Source organism: Pseudomonas alvandae, from assembly GCF_019141525.1.
GTDB classification, from domain to species: domain Bacteria; phylum Pseudomonadota; class Gammaproteobacteria; order Pseudomonadales; family Pseudomonadaceae; genus Aquipseudomonas; species Aquipseudomonas alvandae.
Genome location: NZ_CP077080.1, coordinates 5,850,032 through 5,869,980, shown reverse-complemented (window position 1 = coordinate 5,869,980; position 19,949 = coordinate 5,850,032). Strand labels below are relative to the sequence as shown.

The 19,949-nt window shown below is 54.7% G+C and carries 16 protein-coding genes, 6 tRNA genes and 3 rRNA genes; 21 read left to right on the top strand and 4 right to left on the bottom strand.

The genetic code is table 11. The features are described 5' to 3' along the window. Positions 1-3 precede the first annotated feature (3 nt). The gene (locus KSS97_RS26280; protein ID WP_202335005.1) at positions 4-972 is read right to left on the bottom strand and encodes an NAD(P)H-dependent flavin oxidoreductase; all 969 of its coding nucleotides are present in this window, start codon (positions 970-972) and stop codon (positions 4-6) included. Between the two features lie 34 nt (positions 973-1,006). Next, entirely contained in the window at positions 1,007-1,438 is a 432-nt protein-coding gene (gene hemJ, locus KSS97_RS26275) for a protoporphyrinogen oxidase HemJ (RefSeq protein WP_030139198.1), read from the bottom strand. A 133-nt stretch (positions 1,439-1,571) separates the two neighbouring features. Here hemJ and argC point away from each other — a divergent pair, with 133 nt between their 5' ends. Both argC and erpA read left to right on the top strand, forming a co-directional pair. Next, positions 1,572-2,606: an N-acetyl-gamma-glutamyl-phosphate reductase gene (gene argC / locus KSS97_RS26270; RefSeq protein ID WP_030139197.1), complete on the top strand. Its 1,035-nt coding sequence runs from the start codon at positions 1,572-1,574 to the stop codon at positions 2,604-2,606. Positions 2,607-2,761: 155 nt separating this feature from the next. Then, a complete protein-coding gene (gene erpA / locus KSS97_RS26265) occupies positions 2,762-3,112 on the top strand; it encodes an iron-sulfur cluster insertion protein ErpA (protein ID WP_003177727.1) in 351 nt (116 codons plus the stop codon). Positions 3,113-3,182: 70 nt separating this feature from the next. Here the strand turns inward: erpA and KSS97_RS26260 are convergent, their stop codons facing one another. Both KSS97_RS26260 and KSS97_RS26255 read right to left on the bottom strand, forming a co-directional pair. Beyond that, the gene (locus KSS97_RS26260; protein WP_030139196.1) at positions 3,183-4,274 is read right to left on the bottom strand and encodes an anhydro-N-acetylmuramic acid kinase; all 1,092 of its coding nucleotides are present in this window, start codon (positions 4,272-4,274) and stop codon (positions 3,183-3,185) included. A 3-nt stretch (positions 4,275-4,277) separates the two neighbouring features. Next, positions 4,278-5,699, bottom strand: coding sequence for a peptidoglycan DD-metalloendopeptidase family protein (locus KSS97_RS26255; RefSeq protein WP_030139195.1), 1,422 nt, complete (start codon positions 5,697-5,699; stop codon positions 4,278-4,280). A gap of 212 nt (positions 5,700-5,911) precedes the next feature. On the opposite strand from KSS97_RS26255, the gene tyrS reads away from it, so the two are divergent. The 19 genes from tyrS to rplJ all read left to right on the top strand — a co-directional run bounded on the left by tyrS (position 5,912) and on the right by rplJ (position 19,928). Then, on the top strand, positions 5,912-7,111 hold the full coding sequence (gene tyrS, locus KSS97_RS26250; RefSeq protein ID WP_217860467.1) for a tyrosine--tRNA ligase: 1,200 nt from the start codon (positions 5,912-5,914) through the stop codon (positions 7,109-7,111). A gap of 562 nt (positions 7,112-7,673) precedes the next feature. After that, positions 7,674-9,210, top strand: a 16S ribosomal RNA gene (locus tag KSS97_RS26245). Positions 9,211-9,333: 123 nt separating this feature from the next. After that, positions 9,334-9,410, top strand: a tRNA-Ile gene (locus KSS97_RS26240). 10 nt (positions 9,411-9,420) lie between these two features. After that, positions 9,421-9,496: transfer RNA gene (locus tag KSS97_RS26235), tRNA-Ala, on the top strand. A 242-nt stretch (positions 9,497-9,738) separates the two neighbouring features. Then, positions 9,739-12,630 (top strand): 23S ribosomal RNA (locus KSS97_RS26230). Between the two features lie 156 nt (positions 12,631-12,786). After that, positions 12,787-12,902: ribosomal RNA gene (gene rrf, locus KSS97_RS26225) — 5S ribosomal RNA — on the top strand. Together the 16S, 23S and 5S rRNA genes with 2 tRNA genes alongside form the textbook arrangement of a ribosomal RNA operon. 133 nt (positions 12,903-13,035) lie before the next feature. After that, positions 13,036-13,992, top strand: coding sequence for a bifunctional biotin--[acetyl-CoA-carboxylase] ligase/biotin operon repressor BirA (gene birA, locus KSS97_RS26220; RefSeq protein WP_198796650.1), 957 nt, complete (start codon positions 13,036-13,038; stop codon positions 13,990-13,992). Next, complete coding sequence (locus KSS97_RS26215) at positions 13,982-14,731, top strand: pantothenate kinase (RefSeq protein WP_030137679.1); 750 nt, start codon at positions 13,982-13,984, stop codon at positions 14,729-14,731. Before birA ends, KSS97_RS26215 begins: the two co-directional genes overlap by 11 nt. 7 nt (positions 14,732-14,738) lie before the next feature. Beyond that, on the top strand, positions 14,739-15,194 hold the full coding sequence (locus KSS97_RS26210; protein ID WP_198796652.1) for a hypothetical protein: 456 nt from the start codon (positions 14,739-14,741) through the stop codon (positions 15,192-15,194). 142 nt (positions 15,195-15,336) lie between these two features. After that, positions 15,337-15,421: transfer RNA gene (locus KSS97_RS26205), tRNA-Tyr, on the top strand. Positions 15,422-15,445: 24 nt separating this feature from the next. Further along, positions 15,446-15,519: transfer RNA gene (locus tag KSS97_RS26200), tRNA-Gly, on the top strand. A gap of 26 nt (positions 15,520-15,545) precedes the next feature. Continuing rightward, a tRNA-Thr gene (locus KSS97_RS26195) sits at positions 15,546-15,621 on the top strand. Between the two features lie 84 nt (positions 15,622-15,705). Beyond that, complete coding sequence (gene tuf / locus KSS97_RS26190; RefSeq protein WP_003186103.1) at positions 15,706-16,899, top strand: elongation factor Tu; 1,194 nt, start codon at positions 15,706-15,708, stop codon at positions 16,897-16,899. A gap of 53 nt (positions 16,900-16,952) precedes the next feature. Continuing rightward, positions 16,953-17,028: transfer RNA gene (locus KSS97_RS26185), tRNA-Trp, on the top strand. Between the two features lie 45 nt (positions 17,029-17,073). Continuing rightward, positions 17,074-17,442, top strand: coding sequence for a preprotein translocase subunit SecE (secE, locus tag KSS97_RS26180; RefSeq protein ID WP_024776457.1), 369 nt, complete (start codon positions 17,074-17,076; stop codon positions 17,440-17,442). Between the two features lie 9 nt (positions 17,443-17,451). Then, entirely contained in the window at positions 17,452-17,985 is a 534-nt protein-coding gene (gene nusG / locus KSS97_RS26175) for a transcription termination/antitermination protein NusG (protein ID WP_010443972.1), read from the top strand. Positions 17,986-18,102: 117 nt separating this feature from the next. Further along, on the top strand, positions 18,103-18,534 hold the full coding sequence (gene rplK, locus KSS97_RS26170; RefSeq protein WP_003176435.1) for a 50S ribosomal protein L11: 432 nt from the start codon (positions 18,103-18,105) through the stop codon (positions 18,532-18,534). Further along, positions 18,534-19,229 (top strand): 50S ribosomal protein L1, encoded by a 696-nt coding sequence (rplA, locus tag KSS97_RS26165; protein WP_030138521.1) that lies wholly within the window; start codon positions 18,534-18,536, stop codon positions 19,227-19,229. Before rplK ends, rplA begins: the two co-directional genes overlap by 1 nt. 198 nt (positions 19,230-19,427) lie before the next feature. Next, entirely contained in the window at positions 19,428-19,928 is a 501-nt protein-coding gene (gene rplJ, locus KSS97_RS26160) for a 50S ribosomal protein L10 (protein ID WP_030138520.1), read from the top strand. Positions 19,929-19,949 lie beyond the last annotated feature (21 nt).

Here is a 19,949-nt window from a genome sequence, read left to right as displayed (position 1 = left end):
GGTTCAGCGGGGCCATTGGCCTCCGAGCTGTGCCGCCCGCGCTTGTGCCTGGCGGTATTCTTTATCCAGGCGCGCGATCAGTTGATCGACGCTGGGTAAATCGTTGATCTCACCAACGCCCTGGCCTGCGGACCATACGGTCTTCCAGGCCTTGGCTTCATCGCTCAGCGGTTTGAGTTTCGATCCGGGATCTGCCGCGCTCTTGTTCTGCAGGGCAAGCAGGTCGAAGCCGGCATCTTCCAGGCTCTGTCGCATGAAACTGGCTGGCACGCCGGACACTGCGGGAGTATGCACGATGTCTGCGGCCCTGGATGTGAGCAACATCTCTTTATAAGCGTCGGACGCGTGACTTTCTGTCGTGCCAATGAACCGCGTTCCGAAGTAGGCCAGATCCGCGCCGAGCAGTTGCGCCGCCAAAATCTGATGGCCGTGGTTCAAACATCCTGCGAGCAGCAGGGTTTTATCAAAGAACTGCCGAATTTCGGCGACCAAAGCGAAAGGGCTCCAGGTCCCGGCATGCCCTCCAGCACCGGCCGCGACGGCAATCAAGCCGTCTACACCTGCTTCCGCGGCTTTTTCTGCGTGACGGCGAGTAGTCACGTCGTGAAAAACCAGGCCGCCATACCCATGCACCGCATCCACCAGCTCTTTTACCGCGCCCAGGCTGGTAATGACGATAGGTACCTTATGCTCGATGCAGATCGCCAGGTCAGCCTGGAGCCGTGGGTTGCTGGCATGAACGATCAGATTGACCGCATAGGGCGCTGGCTTATCCATTGTTGCCAGGCCCGCTTCGATTTCTTCCAGCCAAGCCTTGAAACCGCTGCTTTCGCGTTGGTTCAGTGCCGGGAAACTGCCGACAACGCCATTGCGACAGCACGCAAGCACGAGCTGGGGGTTGGAAATCAGGAACATCGGCGCGGCAACGACAGGCAGCCGCAGACGTTCTTCAAGCAAAGCGGGCAACGGCATGGGATGTACCCCCGATCGAATAGTGCTACTGGACTTAGAACGGCCGGACTACGACCAGAATTACGATAGCCAGCAATATCAGAACTGGCACCTCGTTGAACCAGCGATAAAAGACATGGCTGCGGGTGTTCTCGCCACGGGCGAAGCGTTTTACTTGGGCGCCGCACATGTGGTGATAACCGATCAGCAGAACGACCAGGGTCAACTTGGCGTGCATCCAGCCACCCTGGGTGAAGTAGGCGCCGGCATTGAGGCTGAGCAACCAAATGCCAAACACTAGCGTGGCAATCATCGCCGGGCCCATGATGCCGCGATACAACTTGCGTTCCATCACGCAGAAGCGCTCCTTGCTGACGTTGTCTTCGCTTTGGGCGTGATAGACAAACAGGCGCGGCAGGTAGAACAAACCGGCGAACCAACAAACCATGCTGACGATGTGAAGTGCCTTGAGCCACAGATAGAGCATTTTTAGTTATTCCAAGATTCACGGTAGCCCGATAGTAGAGGTTAGAGCGGCCACACGTCACCTTGACGGTTGTCGCCACGCGTTGTGGCCCCTATTATCGACGGCTTTCCAGTGGTTCGTTGAGGGCAGGTTTATGGTCAAGGTCGGTATCGTCGGCGGCACGGGTTACACCGGTGTCGAACTGCTGCGTCTGTTGGCGCAGCATCCGCAAGCTGAGGTGGTGGTCATCACCTCCCGATCCGAGGCCGGCCTGGCGGTCGCCGACATGTATCCGAACCTGCGAGGCCATTATGACGGCCTGGCATTCAGCGTTCCGGACATCAAGACCCTGGGCGCCTGCGACGTGGTGTTCTTTGCCACTCCTCATGGCGTTGCTCACGCCTTGGCGGGGGAGCTGTTGGCGGCCGGAACCAAGGTGATCGATCTGTCGGCTGACTTCCGCCTGCAGGACGCGGACGAATGGGCCAAGTGGTACGGCCAGCCCCACGGGGCACCCGAACTTCTGGACGAGGCGGTCTACGGCTTGCCGGAAGTCAATCGCGAGAAAATCAGGCAGGCACGATTGATCGCCGTGCCGGGTTGCTATCCGACTGCTACGCAGTTGGGCTTCCTGCCGTTGCTCGAGGCCGGTCTTGCCGACACTTCGCGCCTGATCGCTGATTGCAAATCCGGGGTCAGTGGCGCCGGTCGAGGCGCCAGTGTCGGCTCGCTGTATTCCGAAACGTCGGAAAGCATGAAGGCCTATGCGGTAAAAGGGCATCGCCACTTGCCGGAAATCCGCCAAGGGTTGCGTCGGGCGGCGGGCAAGGACGTCGGCCTGACGTTTGTGCCGCACCTGACGCCAATGATTCGTGGAATCCATTCCACTCTTTACGCAACGGTGGTCGATCGCTCCGTCGATTTGCAGGCGCTGTTCGAGAAACGCTACGCCAACGAACCGTTCGTCGACGTTATGCCGGCCGGCAGCCATCCGGAAACCCGTAGCGTGCGCGGTGCGAACGTTTGCCGGATCGCCGTGCATCGTCCGCAAGATGGGGACTTGGTCGTGGTGTTGTCGGTCATCGATAACCTGGTCAAGGGCGCGTCCGGCCAAGCGGTGCAAAACCTGAACATCCTGTTCGGTCTGGATGAGCGCCTGGGATTGTCCCATGCGGGGATGTTGCCTTAACAGCAGTAACAAGCTGCAAGCTTTAAGCTACAAGCTTGCAGCTTTGAACTTGTAGCTTGCTGCTGCTCCGCAAATAGTTGACCAATTTTGTAGGAGAAGCGGATAATGCCCGCCATCACGCATTATGGCGGCGTAAGCGCCGGGAGATATTCAGCATGAGCGTCGAAACCTTCACCCCCACGGCTTTGCAATTCACCCACGGTGCCGCGCACAAGGTGAAGAGCCTGGTCGATGAAGAGGGCAATGATCGTTTGAAGCTGCGCGTATTCGTAACGGGCGGCGGTTGTTCCGGTTTTCAGTATGGCTTCACTTTCGATGAAGAAGTGGCCGAAGACGACACCATCGTTGAGCGCGAAGGCGTCAGCCTGGTGGTTGACCCGATGAGCTTCCAGTACCTGGCGGGTGCCGAGGTGGATTACCAGGAGGGCCTGGAAGGGTCGCGTTTCGTGATCAAGAACCCTAACGCGACCACTACTTGTGGGTGCGGTTCTTCGTTCTCGATCTAAGCGTTTCAATAAATAAAAAACCGCAGCGCCGTACGGCCCTGCGGTTTTTTATTGTCCGCCTTTTTTGATTTCAGGCCGGATAGATGGCGCCGAGTATGCGCAAGCCACGGGCGCCCGTGACACTTGGGCGATTGCCTGGAATGCCTTCAAGGCAACAATGTGCAAGCCAGGCGAAAGCCATGGCTTCAACCCAGTCTGGGTCTACGCCGTATACCGCCGTGCTGCTGACCTTGGCATTCGGCAGCAAGTCAGCCAGACGCTTCATGAGCGTCTGGTTGTGCGCGCCACCGCCGCATACCAGCAACTCTTGAGTGTTCGATTGGGCATGCTGCAGTGATTCAATAATCGTCAGGGCAGTCAGCTCAAGCAATGTTGCCTGTACGTCCTCCGGAGCGAAGGCTGGCAGGTGCGACAAATGCTGGTTGAGCCAGGGCAGGTTGAAGACTTCGCGCCCGGTGCTTTTCGGCCCCTTGGTGACAAAAAAGGGGTCGCTGAGCAACGTCTTGAGCAAGGTTGGTTCGACTTTCCCGCTGGCAGCCCATTGGCCATTGCGATCAAAGTGTTCGCCTCGTTGTTGATGTATCCATGCATCGAGCAGCACATTGCCTGGGCCACAATCGAAACCGGCGACCGGCTTTTCAGGTTCTATCAGGCTGAGATTGCTGAAGCCGCCGACATTCAGTACGGCACGATGACCGACTCGTTCTTCGAACAGAGCTTCGTGAAACGCTGGAACCAGTGGGGCGCCTTGCCCGCCAGCGGCGACGTCGCGGCTGCGGAAGTCACTGACGACGCTGATGCCGGTCAGCTCACTCAACAGTGCCGGATTGCCGATTTGCACGGTAAAGCCACGGGACGGCTCGTGGCGAATGGTCTGGCCGTGGCTGCCAATGGCCGTGATGGCCTCAGGCTTGAGTTTCTGTTCGTTGAGTAGGGCATGGATGCCCTGTGCGGCCAGTTTTACCCAGCTGTGCTGAGCCATGGCGGAACGGGCGATCTCATCGGGCCCGCTGCTGCACAACTCGAGCAGTTCGGTGCGCAGAGTGGCGGGCATGGGAATGTAGTGGGTGGCGATCAATTTGATCGCCGGGGCCAGTTCGACCAGTGCGATATCCAAGCCATCGAGGCTGGTCCCGGACATCACACCGATATAGAGCGCCATTGCTTAGCGCTTGCTCGAAGCCAGCATGGTGGCTTTTTCTTGATCCATGCGAGCCATCAATGGCTGGCTTTGGGCCAGGAAGCGCGCACGCTCGGCCTTGGCGATCGGGTCGGCCATCGGCAATTTCTGGCCGAGCGGATCGACATGGACGCCGTTGACTTGGAATTCATAATGCAAGTGTGGGCCGGTGGACAGGCCGGTGGTGCCGATATATCCAATAACCTGGCCTTGCTTGACAGTGCCTCCCGTCTTCACACCCTTGGCGAAGCCTTGCATGTGGCCATACAGCGTACGGTAGGTATTGCCGTGCTGGATGATCACGGTGTTGCCATAACCGCCGCGACGTCCGGCCAGCAAGACCTTGCCGTCGCCGGCCGCCTTGATCGGTGTGCCACGGGGGGCGGCGTAATCGACACCTTTGTGGGCGCGAATCTTGTTCAGGATCGGATGCTTGCGACCGGCGGAGAACTTCGAACTGATGCGGGCGAAATCCACCGGCGTACGGATGAATGCCTTGCGCATGCTGTTTCCGTCGGCGGTGTAGTAGCTGCTGTTGCCCTGCTTGTTGGTGTAGCGCACAGCAGTGTAGGTCTTGCCGCGGTTGGTAAAACGCGCGGAAAGAATCGGGCCGTTACCGACGCTCTTCCCGTTGACCACTTTCTGTTCGTAGATGACGTCGAATTCGTCGCCCTGGCGAATATCCTGGGCAAAGTCGATGTCGTAGCCAAATACGCTGGCCATGTCCATGGTCAGGCTATGGGAGAGCCCCGCGCGCGCTGCCGACTGGGACAATGAGCTGTTTATGACGCCATGGACGTAGGCTGATCGGACGGTGGGCTTTGCCGTGACGCGGTTGAACACATAACCCTTGTCATTCTTGGTCAGGGTGATGCTTTCCAGGTCGCTCAGCTTGGTGTGCAGGTTGGTCAGCTGACCTTCTGGGTTGAGTTCGAACTCCAGTTTCTGACCACGTTGCAGTTGAGTGAATTGCTTGGCTTGCTTGTCGCTGGCCAGGATCTCATGGACCGAGGTGGAGGGCAGGCCAACCTTTTCGAAGAGAGTGGAAAGTGTGTCGCCTTTGGCGACAATCACTTCACGATGGTCAGGCCCTTTCTTTTCTTCTGCTATTGCGGGCGCTTCTGCCTGGGCGGCGGCCGTGGCAGCGTCTTCCGGGTTATTTTCAATCTGCGCGAATGGAGAGGCGGTCGGCTCGTTTGTGGCTTGAACGGCTTCGGCGGCGTCTTGTTCTTGTGTCAGTTGTTCAGCAGGACTTTCCAGTTCAAGACTCAGAGTCGTCTTTTTGGCTTCAACATCGCTGGAGGGAAACACCAGCAGCGCCAGGCTTAGGAGGGCTGCGATGCCACTGGCGGCAAGCAGGTGGGTCTTCGGGTAAAGCGGCGGCGCTTTAGACGGTTCTGTGGTCATAGGTAATTTTGACTTTTGAAAAAATGAATTGGAAAAGATGAATGACATGATGAAGATGAAATAACTGTATAAAATATAACCAAAACCCCCGCGAAGCAAGCCCGCGAACGCTCTGTTCTGTGGATCGGCGTCCGTGCGCCGGGCAAGCCTTGTATTTGGTGCGCGATCTTGTATGGTTGGGGCCCTTTGAATCTGAGCCTTACGGGTCTGTTATGAAGTCGGTTGAAGAGCAGCTAGCGCTGATCAAACGTGGTGCGGAAGAACTGTTGGTCGAGTCCGAGCTGATCGAAAAGCTCAAGCGCGGGCAGCCGCTGCGTATCAAGGCTGGCTTCGATCCGACGGCGCCCGATCTGCACCTGGGTCATACCGTGCTTATTAATAAGCTGCGCCAGTTCCAGGATCTGGGGCACCAGGTCATCTTCCTTATAGGGGACTTCACCGGCATGATCGGTGATCCGAGCGGGAAGAGTGCTACGCGCCCACCCCTGACCCGCGAGCAGGTTCTCGATAACGCCGAGACCTACAAGACTCAGGTTTTCAAGATTCTTGATCCGGCCAAGACCGAAGTGGCGTTCAACTCCACTTGGATGGATCAGATGGGGCCGGCGGATTTCATTCGCCTGACGTCTCAGTACACTGTGGCTCGCATGCTCGAACGCGATGATTTCGACAAGCGTTATACGACCAATCAACCCATTGCCATTCATGAGTTCCTCTATCCGCTGGTGCAGGGCTATGACTCGGTTGCGTTGCGTGCCGACGTAGAGCTCGGTGGTACCGACCAGAAGTTCAACCTGTTGATGGGGCGTGAGCTGCAGCGTGGTTATGGTCAGGAGGCGCAGTGCATTCTGACCATGCCATTGCTTGAAGGTCTGGATGGCGTGAAGAAGATGTCCAAATCACTGGGCAACTACGTAGGTATCCAGGAAGCGCCGGGCGTCATGTACAGCAAGCTGGTTTCCATTCCCGATGTGCTGATGTGGCGTTACTTTGAACTGTTGAGCTTCCGGTCCATGGATGAGATCAACGCGTTCCGTGCCGACGTAGAGGCGGGCGCCAATCCACGGGACATCAAGATCAAGTTGGCTGAGGAGATCGTTGCTCGTTTCCATGGTGAGGAGGCTGCGGCCAATGCTCATCGTGCGGCGGGTAATCGTATGAAGGACGGTGAGCTGCCGGATGATCTGCCAGAGATCGAGCTGACGGCTGTTGAGGATATGCCGATTGCGGCGGTTCTTAATAAGGCGGGCTTGGTCAAGAATGCGGCAGTGGCGCGAGACCTGTTGGGTTCGGGTGGCGTGCGTATAGATGGTGAGGTTGTAGATCGCACCTATATATATGAGCTGGGGTCCACTCATGTATGCCAGGCCGGCAAGAAAGCTTTCGCACGTATCACGCTGAAATCTGAGTAAAGATGAAAATAACGGTTGACGGCAGATTCCAGGTGTCTATAATTCGGCCCACTTCCGGCGCAGTCGAAACGGAAAACTCCTTGAGTTTCAATGAGTTAAGTAGGTTTCGATAGGTCAGGCGCTTCAGTTCATCGAAGCGTTGAAGGAGTTGATAGGGCGGTGTTGTTTGGCTCTATTGGCGATTCGATCCTCTCGGTCGAAAGCGGTGAAAAAGAGGTGTTGACAGCAGCGAACAACGCTGTAGAATTCGCCTCCCGCTAACGAGAGATCGAAAGCGCAAGTGGTTGAAGTTGTTAAGGATTTCCAAGCGAAACTTTGAAAACTTCTTAAAATAACCGCTTGACAGATACACGGGGCGCTGTAGAATGCGCGCCTCGGTTGAGGCGAAAGGCTCAACCCACCGCTCTTTAACAACTGAATCAAGCAATTCGTGTGGGTGCTTGTGGAGTCAGACTGCTAGTCAACAGATTATCAGCATCACAAGTTACTCCGCGAGAAATCAAAGATGTAACCAACGATTGCTGAGCCAAGTTTAGGGTTTTCTCAAAACCCAAAGATGTTTGAACTGAAGAGTTTGATCATGGCTCAGATTGAACGCTGGCGGCAGGCCTAACACATGCAAGTCGAGCGGTAGAGAGGTGCTTGCACCTCTTGAGAGCGGCGGACGGGTGAGTAATGCCTAGGAATCTGCCTGGTAGTGGGGGATAACGCTCGGAAACGGACGCTAATACCGCATACGTCCTACGGGAGAAAGCAGGGGACCTTCGGGCCTTGCGCTATCAGATGAGCCTAGGTCGGATTAGCTAGTTGGTGAGGTAATGGCTCACCAAGGCGACGATCCGTAACTGGTCTGAGAGGATGATCAGTCACACTGGAACTGAGACACGGTCCAGACTCCTACGGGAGGCAGCAGTGGGGAATATTGGACAATGGGCGAAAGCCTGATCCAGCCATGCCGCGTGTGTGAAGAAGGTCTTCGGATTGTAAAGCACTTTAAGTTGGGAGGAAGGGCATTAACCTAATACGTTAGTGTTTTGACGTTACCGACAGAATAAGCACCGGCTAACTCTGTGCCAGCAGCCGCGGTAATACAGAGGGTGCAAGCGTTAATCGGAATTACTGGGCGTAAAGCGCGCGTAGGTGGTTCGTTAAGTTGGATGTGAAATCCCCGGGCTCAACCTGGGAACTGCATTCAAAACTGTCGAGCTAGAGTATGGTAGAGGGTGGTGGAATTTCCTGTGTAGCGGTGAAATGCGTAGATATAGGAAGGAACACCAGTGGCGAAGGCGACCACCTGGACTGATACTGACACTGAGGTGCGAAAGCGTGGGGAGCAAACAGGATTAGATACCCTGGTAGTCCACGCCGTAAACGATGTCAACTAGCCGTTGGGAGCCTTGAGCTCTTAGTGGCGCAGCTAACGCATTAAGTTGACCGCCTGGGGAGTACGGCCGCAAGGTTAAAACTCAAATGAATTGACGGGGGCCCGCACAAGCGGTGGAGCATGTGGTTTAATTCGAAGCAACGCGAAGAACCTTACCAGGCCTTGACATCCAATGAACTTTCCAGAGATGGATTGGTGCCTTCGGGAACATTGAGACAGGTGCTGCATGGCTGTCGTCAGCTCGTGTCGTGAGATGTTGGGTTAAGTCCCGTAACGAGCGCAACCCTTGTCCTTAGTTACCAGCACGTTATGGTGGGCACTCTAAGGAGACTGCCGGTGACAAACCGGAGGAAGGTGGGGATGACGTCAAGTCATCATGGCCCTTACGGCCTGGGCTACACACGTGCTACAATGGTCGGTACAGAGGGTTGCCAAGCCGCGAGGTGGAGCTAATCCCACAAAACCGATCGTAGTCCGGATCGCAGTCTGCAACTCGACTGCGTGAAGTCGGAATCGCTAGTAATCGCGAATCAGAATGTCGCGGTGAATACGTTCCCGGGCCTTGTACACACCGCCCGTCACACCATGGGAGTGGGTTGCACCAGAAGTAGCTAGTCTAACCTTCGGGGGGACGGTTACCACGGTGTGATTCATGACTGGGGTGAAGTCGTAACAAGGTAGCCGTAGGGGAACCTGCGGCTGGATCACCTCCTTAATCGACGACCGCAGCTGCTTCATGAGCTCCCACACGAATTGCTTGATTCATTGAAGAAGACGATAGAAGCAGCTTTAAGCTCCAAGCTGATAGCTCAAAGCTAACAGTTACAAGCTCGAAATTGGGTCTGTAGCTCAGTTGGTTAGAGCGCACCCCTGATAAGGGTGAGGTCGGCAGTTCGAATCTGCCCAGACCCACCAATTTTGTTATGGGGCCATAGCTCAGCTGGGAGAGCGCCTGCCTTGCACGCAGGAGGTCAGCGGTTCGATCCCGCTTGGCTCCACCATAAACTGCTTCTGAAAGCTTAGAAATGAGCATTCCACCGAGACGGTGATGAATGTTGATTTCTAGTCTTTTGATTAGATCGTTCTTTAAAAATTTGGGTATGTGATAGAAAGATAGACTGAACGTTACTTTCACTGGTAACGGATCAGGCTAAGGTAAAATTTGTGAGTTCTCTTAGTTGAGAAATTCGAATTTTCGGCGAATGTCGTCTTCACAGTATAACCAGATTGCTTGGGGTTATATGGTCAAGTGAAGAAGCGCATACGGTGGATGCCTTGGCAGTCAGAGGCGATGAAAGACGTGGTAGCCTGCGAAAAGCTTCGGGGAGTCGGCAAACAGACTTTGATCCGGAGATGTCTGAATGGGGGAACCCAGCCATCATAAGATGGTTATCTTGTACTGAATACATAGGTGCAAGAAGCGAACCAGGGGAACTGAAACATCTAAGTACCCTGAGGAAAAGAAATCAACCGAGATTCCCTTAGTAGTGGCGAGCGAACGGGGACTAGCCCTTAAGCTTCTTTGATTTTAGCGGAACGCTCTGGAAAGTGCGGCCATAGTGGGTGATAGCCCTGTACGCGAAAGGATCTTAGAAGTGAAATCGAGTAGGACGGAGCACGAGAAACTTTGTCTGAATATGGGGGGACCATCCTCCAAGGCTAAATACTACTGACTGACCGATAGTGAACTAGTACCGTGAGGGAAAGGCGAAAAGAACCCCGGAGAGGGGAGTGAAATAGATCCTGAAACCGTATGCGTACAAGCAGTGGGAGCCCACTTTGTTGGGTGACTGCGTACCTTTTGTATAATGGGTCAGCGACTTATTTTCAGTGGCGAGCTTAACCGAATAGGGGAGGCGTAGCGAAAGCGAGTCTTAATAGGGCGTCTAGTCGCTGGGAATAGACCCGAAACCGGGCGATCTATCCATGGGCAGGTTGAAGGTTAGGTAACACTGACTGGAGGACCGAACCGACTACCGTTGAAAAGTTAGCGGATGACCTGTGGATCGGAGTGAAAGGCTAATCAAGCTCGGAGATAGCTGGTTCTCCTCGAAAGCTATTTAGGTAGCGCCTCATGTATCACTGTAGGGGGTAGAGCACTGTTTCGGCTAGGGGGTCATCCCGACTTACCAAACCGATGCAAACTCCGAATACCTACAAGTGCCGAGCATGGGAGACACACGGCGGGTGCTAACGTCCGTCGTGAAAAGGGAAACAACCCAGACCGTCAGCTAAGGTCCCAAAGTTATGGTTAAGTGGGAAACGATGTGGGAAGGCTTAGACAGCTAGGAGGTTGGCTTAGAAGCAGCCACCCTTTAAAGAAAGCGTAATAGCTCACTAGTCGAGTCGGCCTGCGCGGAAGATGTAACGGGGCTCAAACCATACACCGAAGCTACGGGTATCACGCAAGTGATGCGGTAGAGGAGCGTTCTGTAAGCCTGTGAAGGTGAGTTGAGAAGCTTGCTGGAGGTATCAGAAGTGCGAATGCTGACATGAGTAACGACAATGGGTGTGAAAAACACCCACGCCGAAAGACCAAGGTTTCCTGCGCAACGTTAATCGACGCAGGGTTAGTCGGTCCCTAAGGCGAGGCTGAAAAGCGTAGTCGATGGAAAACAGGTTAATATTCCTGTACTTCTGGTTATTGCGATGGAGGGACGGAGAAGGCTAGGCCAGCTTGGCGTTGGTTGTCCAAGTTTAAGGTGGTAGGCTGAAATCTTAGGTAAATCCGGGGTTTCAAGGCCGAGAGCTGATGACGAGTTACCCTTTGGGTGACGAAGTGGTTGATGCCATGCTTCCAAGAAAAGCTTCTAAGCTTCAGGTAACCAGGAACCGTACCCCAAACCGACACAGGTGGTTGGGTAGAGAATACCAAGGCGCTTGAGAGAACTCGGGTGAAGGAACTAGGCAAAATGGCACCGTAACTTCGGGAGAAGGTGCGCCGGTGAGGGTGAAGCACTTGCTGCGTAAGCCCACGCCGGTCGAAGATACCAGGCCGCTGCGACTGTTTATTAAAAACACAGCACTCTGCAAACACGAAAGTGGACGTATAGGGTGTGACGCCTGCCCGGTGCCGGAAGGTTAATTGATGGGGTTAGCTAACGCGAAGCTCTTGATCGAAGCCCCGGTAAACGGCGGCCGTAACTATAACGGTCCTAAGGTAGCGAAATTCCTTGTCGGGTAAGTTCCGACCTGCACGAATGGCGTAACGATGGCGGCGCTGTCTCCACCCGAGACTCAGTGAAATTGAAATCGCTGTGAAGATGCAGTGTATCCGCGGCTAGACGGAAAGACCCCGTGAACCTTTACTATAGCTTTGCACTGGACTTTGAATTTGCTTGTGTAGGATAGGTGGGAGGCTTTGAAGCGTGGACGCCAGTCTGCGTGGAGCCATCCTTGAAATACCACCCTGGCAACTTTGAGGTTCTAACTCAGGTCCGTTATCCGGATCGAGGACAGTGTATGGTGGGTAGTTTGACTGGGGCGGTCTCCTCCTAAAGAGTAACGGAGGAGTACGAAGGTGCGCTCAGACCGGTCGGAAATCGGTCGTAGAGTATAAAGGCAAAAGCGCGCTTGACTGCGAGACAGACACGTCGAGCAGGTACGAAAGTAGGTCTTAGTGATCCGGTGGTTCTGTATGGAAGGGCCATCGCTCAACGGATAAAAGGTACTCCGGGGATAACAGGCTGATACCGCCCAAGAGTTCATATCGACGGCGGTGTTTGGCACCTCGATGTCGGCTCATCACATCCTGGGGCTGAAGCCGGTCCCAAGGGTATGGCTGTTCGCCATTTAAAGTGGTACGCGAGCTGGGTTTAGAACGTCGTGAGACAGTTCGGTCCCTATCTGCCGTGGACGTTTGAGATTTGAGAGGGGCTGCTCCTAGTACGAGAGGACCGGAGTGGACGAACCTCTGGTGTTCCGGTTGTCACGCCAGTGGCATTGCCGGGTAGCTATGTTCGGAAAAGATAACCGCTGAAAGCATCTAAGCGGGAAACTTGCCTCAAGATGAGATCTCACTGGGACCTTGAGTCCCCTGAAGGGCCGTCGAAGACTACGACGTTGATAGGCAGGGTGTGTAAGCGCTGTGAGGCGTTGAGCTAACCTGTACTAATTGCCCGTGAGGCTTGACCATATAACACCCAAGCAATCTGTAGACTCGAAAGAGGCCAGATTGCGGTGTGTGAAGACGAGATGAACCGAAAGTTCGAAACTCACCAAACACCGAAAGCTGTCACATACCCAATTTGCTGAAGCGAGGCCACGAGGCCACGACTCAGTACCCGAATTTCTTGACGACCATAGAGCATTGGAACCACCTGATCCCATCCCGAACTCAGAAGTGAAACGATGCATCGCCGATGGTAGTGTGGGGTTTCCCCATGTGAGAGTAGGTCATCGTCAAGATTAAATTCCGAAACCCCTATCTGCTGACGCAGGTAGGGGTTTTGTTTTGCCCGCAGGAAAGTAATTTTGTGTTTCTATGCAACCGTCTTGCGCATGGCTATCATGCGGGCCTCATTATCAGGGCGCAGTCCGCATGCTCACGTTGCTAAAACTTCTGAAGGATGGCCGCTTTCATTCGGGGCAGGCGCTGGGTGTTGCGCTGGGCATCAGTCGCAGTGCTGTATGGAAGCAGTTGCAGCACTTGGAGGCGGATTTAGGATTGTCTGTTCATAAGGTCCGGGGTAAGGGGTATCAATTGGCTAACCCCCTATTGCTTTTGGACGCGGCAGAGATTTGCAAAAAAGGCCTTGGTGAATGGTCTGTCCATTTATTCGACTCTATCGACTCCACCAACGCCGAGGCGTTGCGTCTCATCGAGCGTGGTGGGGTGGCACCTTTCTTGGTCCTGGCTGAGCGACAGGTTGCGGGTCGCGGCCGTCGAGGTCGTAAGTGGGTCAGTCCGTTTGCTGAAAATCTCTATCACAGTCTGGTGTTGCGCATTGACGGCGGTATGCGGCAGCTCGAAGGGCTGAGCCTCGTCGTCGGGCTGGCGGTCATGCATGTCTTGCGTGATATGGGGATCGCAGGGGCGGGGCTGAAATGGCCCAATGATGTCTTGGTGGGTGAGAAAAAAATCGCCGGTATTTTGCTTGAATTGGTGGGAGATCCTGCAGACGTTTGCCATGTTGTCCTAGGTGTCGGGATTAACGTGAACATGCAATCGACTGACGAGGTCGACCAGCAATGGACTTCGATGTGTCTTGAGGCTGGCAGGAGTTACGATCGAAATGAGCTGGTGGCACGATTGGGTGCGAAGCTGCAGCGATATCTGGAGCTTCATCATGCGTCAGGATTTGCAGCGCTTCAGTCGGAGTGGGAGCAGTATCATCTTTGGCAGGGGCGAGCTGTATCTCTGATTGCGGGTGTTAATAAGGTCGACGGTATTGTGCTGGGCATTGATCATCAGGGTGCGTTGCGTTTGAAGGTAGATGGTGTGGAAAAGAACTTTAGCGGCGGTGAGCTCAGTTTGAGGTTGCGTGATGATTCTTGAGCTCGACTGCGGCAATAGCTTCATCAAGTGGCGCGTTCTTCGTCCTGACGGGGTGACGCCAGTCGAGGATGGCGTGGTCAGCTCCGATAGCGATCTGCTGGCGAGCCTGAGTGATGCCGAGAAATTCCAGCTCAAGAAATGTCGTCTTGTTAGTGTAAGGACCCAGGCGGAGACGGATTCGTTGGTCGCTTCGCTGGTTGAGTCGTTCGGGGTGTCGGTAGTTCTCGCGGTGCCTGCGCGGGAAATGGCGGGTGTGCGAAATGGCTACGAAGATTACGAGCGATTGGGGCTCGATCGATGGCTGGCCTTGCTTGGTGGGTTCCATCTCGCTTCGGGGGCATGCCTGGTCCTTGATTTTGGTACTGCTGTTACGGCTGACTTTGTGGCTGCGGATGGCGGACATCTCGGAGGGTTCATTTGCCCAGGTATGCCTTTGATGCGTAATCAATTGCGCACCCACACGCGTAAAATCCGCTATGACGATATAGCAGCCGAGCGCGCCCATGAGAGCCTCGCTCCAGGTCGTGCGACTGTCGAGGCGGTGGAGCGCGGTTGCATGTTGATGCTCAGAGGGTTTGTGCTGACTCAGTTTGAATTGGCGCGGCAATATTGGGGAAAGGATTTCGTAGTGTTTCTCACAGGGGGGGATGCCAATCTGGTATCCGGGGTTGTTCCCGATGCCAAGGTGGTTCCAGATCTCGTTTTTGTCGGTTTGGCGATGGCTTGTCCTTTGTCTTGAGGTTTCTATGCGGTGGCTGTTTCTACTATTGCTGGTTTTAAATGTCTTCTATTACGTCTGGCACCAGCAGGAAGCCCCGCTTCGCGCCAAGGATGTCACGCCGTTGAGTTTGTATCGCGGTTCGCAACAGGATATTCATCTCTTGAGCGAAACTGCTGATGCGCTTGTCAGGCGTGATTCAGGCAGGCCAGGTGAGGCCTCCAAAAACTGTGTCTACTTAGGTGGTTTTGTCCGTCCGGAGCTGGCCAGGCAGTTGGAGCAGCGTCTGGCTGCCTCAGGCATTGCAGGTCGTTCGGTAGCGCCGAGCTCGCCGAATGTTCCTGAGGGGGGTGGCTTCTGGGTCCAGGTTCCCCAGGAAAGCGCGGGAAAGGTAAATGAAACACTGCTTCAAAACCTTTCTAAAGAATTCAATGAGTTAAAACATAAAATAATGCCGTGCGAAGGGGTTGCACCCGCAGGGTAGTTTGCATAGAATGGCGCCCGCTTCGCAGCGAAGACCTTTAAAGGTAAGCGATACGAGGCGACGTCAACGCAGCTAACCTCAGGTTTTTAATGAGAAAATGCTTGACAGAAGGCTGGCATGATATAGAATGCCGGCTCGCTTAGGAGGGGTTCCCGAGCGGCCAAAGGGATCAGACTGTAAATCTGACGTCTACGACTTCGAAGGTTCGAATCCTTCCCCCTCCACCATTTTTAGCGTGAGCTGCAAGCTCCGCGGGTATAGTTTAGTGGTAGAACCTCAGCCTTCCAAGCTGATGATGCGGGTTCGATTCCCGCTACCCGCTCCAAGTTTGCAGGTTGTGCAAAGTGTTTTGCTCTTGTAGCTCAGTTGGTAGAGCACACCCTTGGTAAGGGTGAGGTCAGCGGTTCAAATCCGCTCAAGAGCTCCATATAACAAGGCAGATATGAAAATATCTGCCTTTGTTTTAATGGCTTGTGTGACTCGCTAAATTCTTCTCCTAGGGGTGATTTCGATGGCTAAGGAAAAGTTCGAACGTAATAAGCCGCACGTCAACGTTGGCACCATTGGTCACGTCGACCACGGTAAAACCACGCTGACCGCTGCTCTGACCCGTGTCTGCTCCGAAGTTTTCGGTTCGGCCAAGGTTGACTTCGACAAGATCGACAGCGCCCCGGAAGAAAAAGCTCGCGGTATCACCATCAACACCGCTCACGTTGAATACGATTCGGCCGTGCGTCACTACGCACACGTTGACTGCCCAGGTCACGCCGACTACGTAAAAAACATGATCACCGGTGCTGCCCAGATGGACGGCGCGATCCTGGTTTGCTCGGCCGCTGATGGTCCGATGCCACAAACCCGTGAGCACATCCTGCTGTCCCGTCAGGTAGGCGTTCCGTACATCGTTGTCTTCCTGAACAAGGCTGACATGGTTGACGATGCTGAGCTGCTGGAGCTGGTTGAGATGGAAGTGCGCGACCTGCTGAGCACTTACGACTTCCCAGGTGATGACACTCCAATCATCATCGGTTCGGCTCTGATGGCTCTAAACGGCCAAGACGACAACGAAATGGGCACCACCGCTGTCAAGAAGCTGGTGGAAACTCTGGACAGCTACATCCCAGAGCCGGAGCGTGCTATCGACAAGCCGTTCCTGATGCCAATCGAAGACGTATTCTCGATCTCCGGTCGCGGTACTGTTGTGACTGGTCGTGTTGAGCGTGGCATCGTCCGTATCCAGGAAGAAGTTGAGATCGTCGGTCTGCGCGACACTCAGAAAACTACCTGCACCGGCGTTGAAATGTTCCGCAAGCTGCTCGACGAAGGTCGTGCTGGCGAGAACTGCGGCGTGCTGCTGCGCGGCACCAAGCGTGACGACGTTGAGCGTGGCCAGGTTCTGGTCAAGCCAGGCACCGTCAAGCCGCACACCAAGTTCACCGCAGAAGTCTACGTTCTGAGCAAGGAAGAAGGCGGACGTCACACTCCGTTCTTCAAGGGCTACCGTCCACAGTTCTACTTCCGTACAACTGACGTGACTGGTAACTGCGAGCTGCCAGAAGGCGTTGAAATGGTAATGCCAGGTGACAACATTCAGATGACTGTTACCTTGATCAAGACCATCGCAATGGAAGACGGCCTGCGTTTCGCTATCCGTGAAGGCGGTCGTACCGTCGGTGCCGGCGTCGTAGCCAAAGTCATCGAGTAAACAGTTGTAATGTCTTTTTCGGGCCGGCATAATGGTCGGCCTGATTTTGTTTTAGGTCAGTAGCTCAATTGGCAGAGCGACGGTCTCCAAAACCGTAGGTTGGGGGTTCGATTCCCTCCTGACCTGCCAGATTCACTCGGTGTGTCTGGCTTTCTTTTCACAGGATCTTCATAGATGACTCCTAAAGCTGAAGCTCAAGGCTCTCGCTTCGATCTGCTCAAGTGGCTAGTGGTAGTCGCTTTGGTAGTTGTTGGCGTTGTTGGCAATCAGTATTTTTCTGCTTCGCCGATCCTGTACCGCGTACTCGCATTGCTTGCTATTGCTGCTGTAGCTGCCTTTGTAGGCCTGCAGACAGCCAAGGGCAAGTCTTTCTTTGTACTCGCTAAGGAAGCTCGAACCGAGATTCGTAAAGTCGTATGGCCGACTCGCCAAGAAACCACGCAGACCACGTTGATCGTTGTGGCTGTTGTTCTGGTAATGGCGTTGCTGTTGTGGGGGCTCGATTCCCTGCTCGGCTGGCTTGTTTCCTTGATTGTTGGCTAAGGGTGTCCCGTGGCTAAGCGTTGGTACGTTGTGCATGCTTACTCGGGTTACGAGAAGCATGTTATGCGCTCGCTGATAGAGCGTGTGAAGCTGGCTGGCATGGAAGATGGCTTTGGCGAGATTCTGGTTCCCACTGAAGAAGTGGTTGAAATGCGTAATGGCCAGAAACGCAAAAGCGAACGCAAGTTCTTTCCGGGCTATGTGCTGGTACAGATGGATATGAACGAAGGGACTTGGCACTTGGTCAAGGATACCCCTCGTGTGATGGGCTTCATTGGCGGTACCGCCGACAAGCCTGCGCCGATCACCGATAAAGAGGCGGAAGCGATTCTGCGTCGCGTCGCTGATGGTAGCGACAAGCCGAAGCCGAAAACGTTGTTTGAGCCAGGTGAGGTTGTACGTGTCACCGACGGTCCATTCGCTGATTTCAACGGCACGGTTGAAGAAGTTAACTACGAAAAGAGCCGGATCCAAGTGGCAGTGCTCATTTTCGGTCGCTCTACTCCGGTAGAGCTGGAGTTCAGTCAGGTCGAAAAGGTCTGATCGAACAGGCATCCCAACCCCGCAGCCCAAGGCTGTGGGGTTTTGTCGTCACTGGGATAAACGCGCAAGCAACCGGGGAGCCTTTCGAGGCGTTCGAACCCGTAATTGGAGTGCCTCATGGCCAAGAAGATTACCGCTTACATCAAGCTGCAAGTGAAGGCCGCTCAGGCTAACCCAAGCCCACCTGTTGGTCCTGCTCTGGGTCAGCACGGCGTGAACATCATGGAATTCTGCAAGGCCTTCAACGCCCGTACTCAGGGTCTTGAGCCAGGTCTGCCGACTCCAGTGATCATCACTGTCTACAGCGACCGTAGCTTCACTTTCGAAACAAAAAGCACCCCTGCTTCGGTTCTGCTGAAGAAGGCTGCAGGTTTGACCAGCGGTTCCGCTCGTCCAAACACCGTTAAGGTTGGCACCGTTACCCGTGCTCAGCTGGAAGAAATCGCGAAAACCAAAAACGCGGATCTGACTGCAGCTGATATGGATGCAGCCGTGCGTACTATCGCCGGTTCTGCTCGTAGCATGGGCCTTAACGTGGAGGGTGTGTAATGGCTAAGCTGACCAAGCGTCAAAAGGCTATCGCCGGCAAAATCGAAGCAGGCAAGGCCTACAACTTTGTAGATGCCGCCGCTCTGCTGGCTGAGCTGTCGACTGTCAAGTTCAGCGAGTCGTTCGACGTTGCTGTGAACCTGGGCGTTGACCCACGTAAATCCGACCAGGTCGTACGTAGCGCTACCGTGCTGCCACACGGCACTGGCAAGACCGTTCGCGTTGCCGTGTTCACCCAGGGTCCAGCAGCTGAAGCTGCTCTGGCTGCTGGTGCTGATCGCGTAGGCATGGACGATCTGGCTGCTGAAATGAAAGGCGGCGACCTGAACTATGACGTCGTGATCGCATCCCCGGATGCCATGCGCGTTGTAGGCCAGCTGGGTCAGATCCTCGGTCCACGTGGCCTGATGCCTAACCCTAAAGTCGGCACCGTAACTCCAGACGTAGCCACCGCGGTCAAGAACGCCAAGGCTGGTCAGGTTCGTTATCGCACCGACAAAAACGGCATTATCCACACTTCCGTTGGCAAGATTGGCTTCGACGCCGTCAAGCTGAAGGAAAACGTTGAAGCCCTGATCGCCGATCTGAAGCGCATCAAGCCAGCTTCTTCGAAAGGTATCTACGTCAAGCGCGTTACCCTGAGCACCACTATGGGCCCAGGTCTGATCATTGATCAGAGCTCGCTCGACGCGTAAGACAAAGGTTGGCGCAAGCGATTGCGCCAGTCGACATATTGGGGTCCCTGCCTGGCGGGGGCTGTCCAAGACCGTAGGCGACGCAAGTCTTAAACCACAAGCCTACGCAGATGGTGCTCCCGGTTCCTTACCGAATCAGACACCAAAACGACATTCGGTTTCGATCGGATGAAACGGTAACAAGCAGGAGTTAAACCCGTGGCAATTAAACTCGAAGACAAGAAGGCCATCGTCGCTGAAGTCAACGAGGCTGCCAAAGCTGCTCTGTCCGCTGTCGTGGCTGATGCCCGTGGCGTAACAGTAGGCGCTATGACCGGACTCCGTAAAGAGGCTCGTGAAGCTGGCGTTTACGTACGTGTAGTACGTAACACCCTGCTCAAGCGCGCTGTTGCTGACACTGAATACAGTGTCCTCAACGACGTGTTCACCGGCCCGACCTTGATTGCGTTCTCCACCCAACATCCTGGCGCTGCTGCCCGTTTGTTCAAGGAATTCGCCAAAGGTCAGGACAAGTTCGAGATTAAGGCAGCTGCGTTCGAGGGCAAGTTCCTCGCAGCTAACCAGATCGACGTATTGGCGACTCTGCCGACCCGTGACGAAGCAATTTCCCAGCTGATGAGCGTGATGCAAGGCGCCACCAGCAAATTGGCTCGTACCCTGGCGGCACTGCGCGACCAGAAAGAAGCTGCCGCAGCCTAAGGCTCGACACCTCTTTTCGCG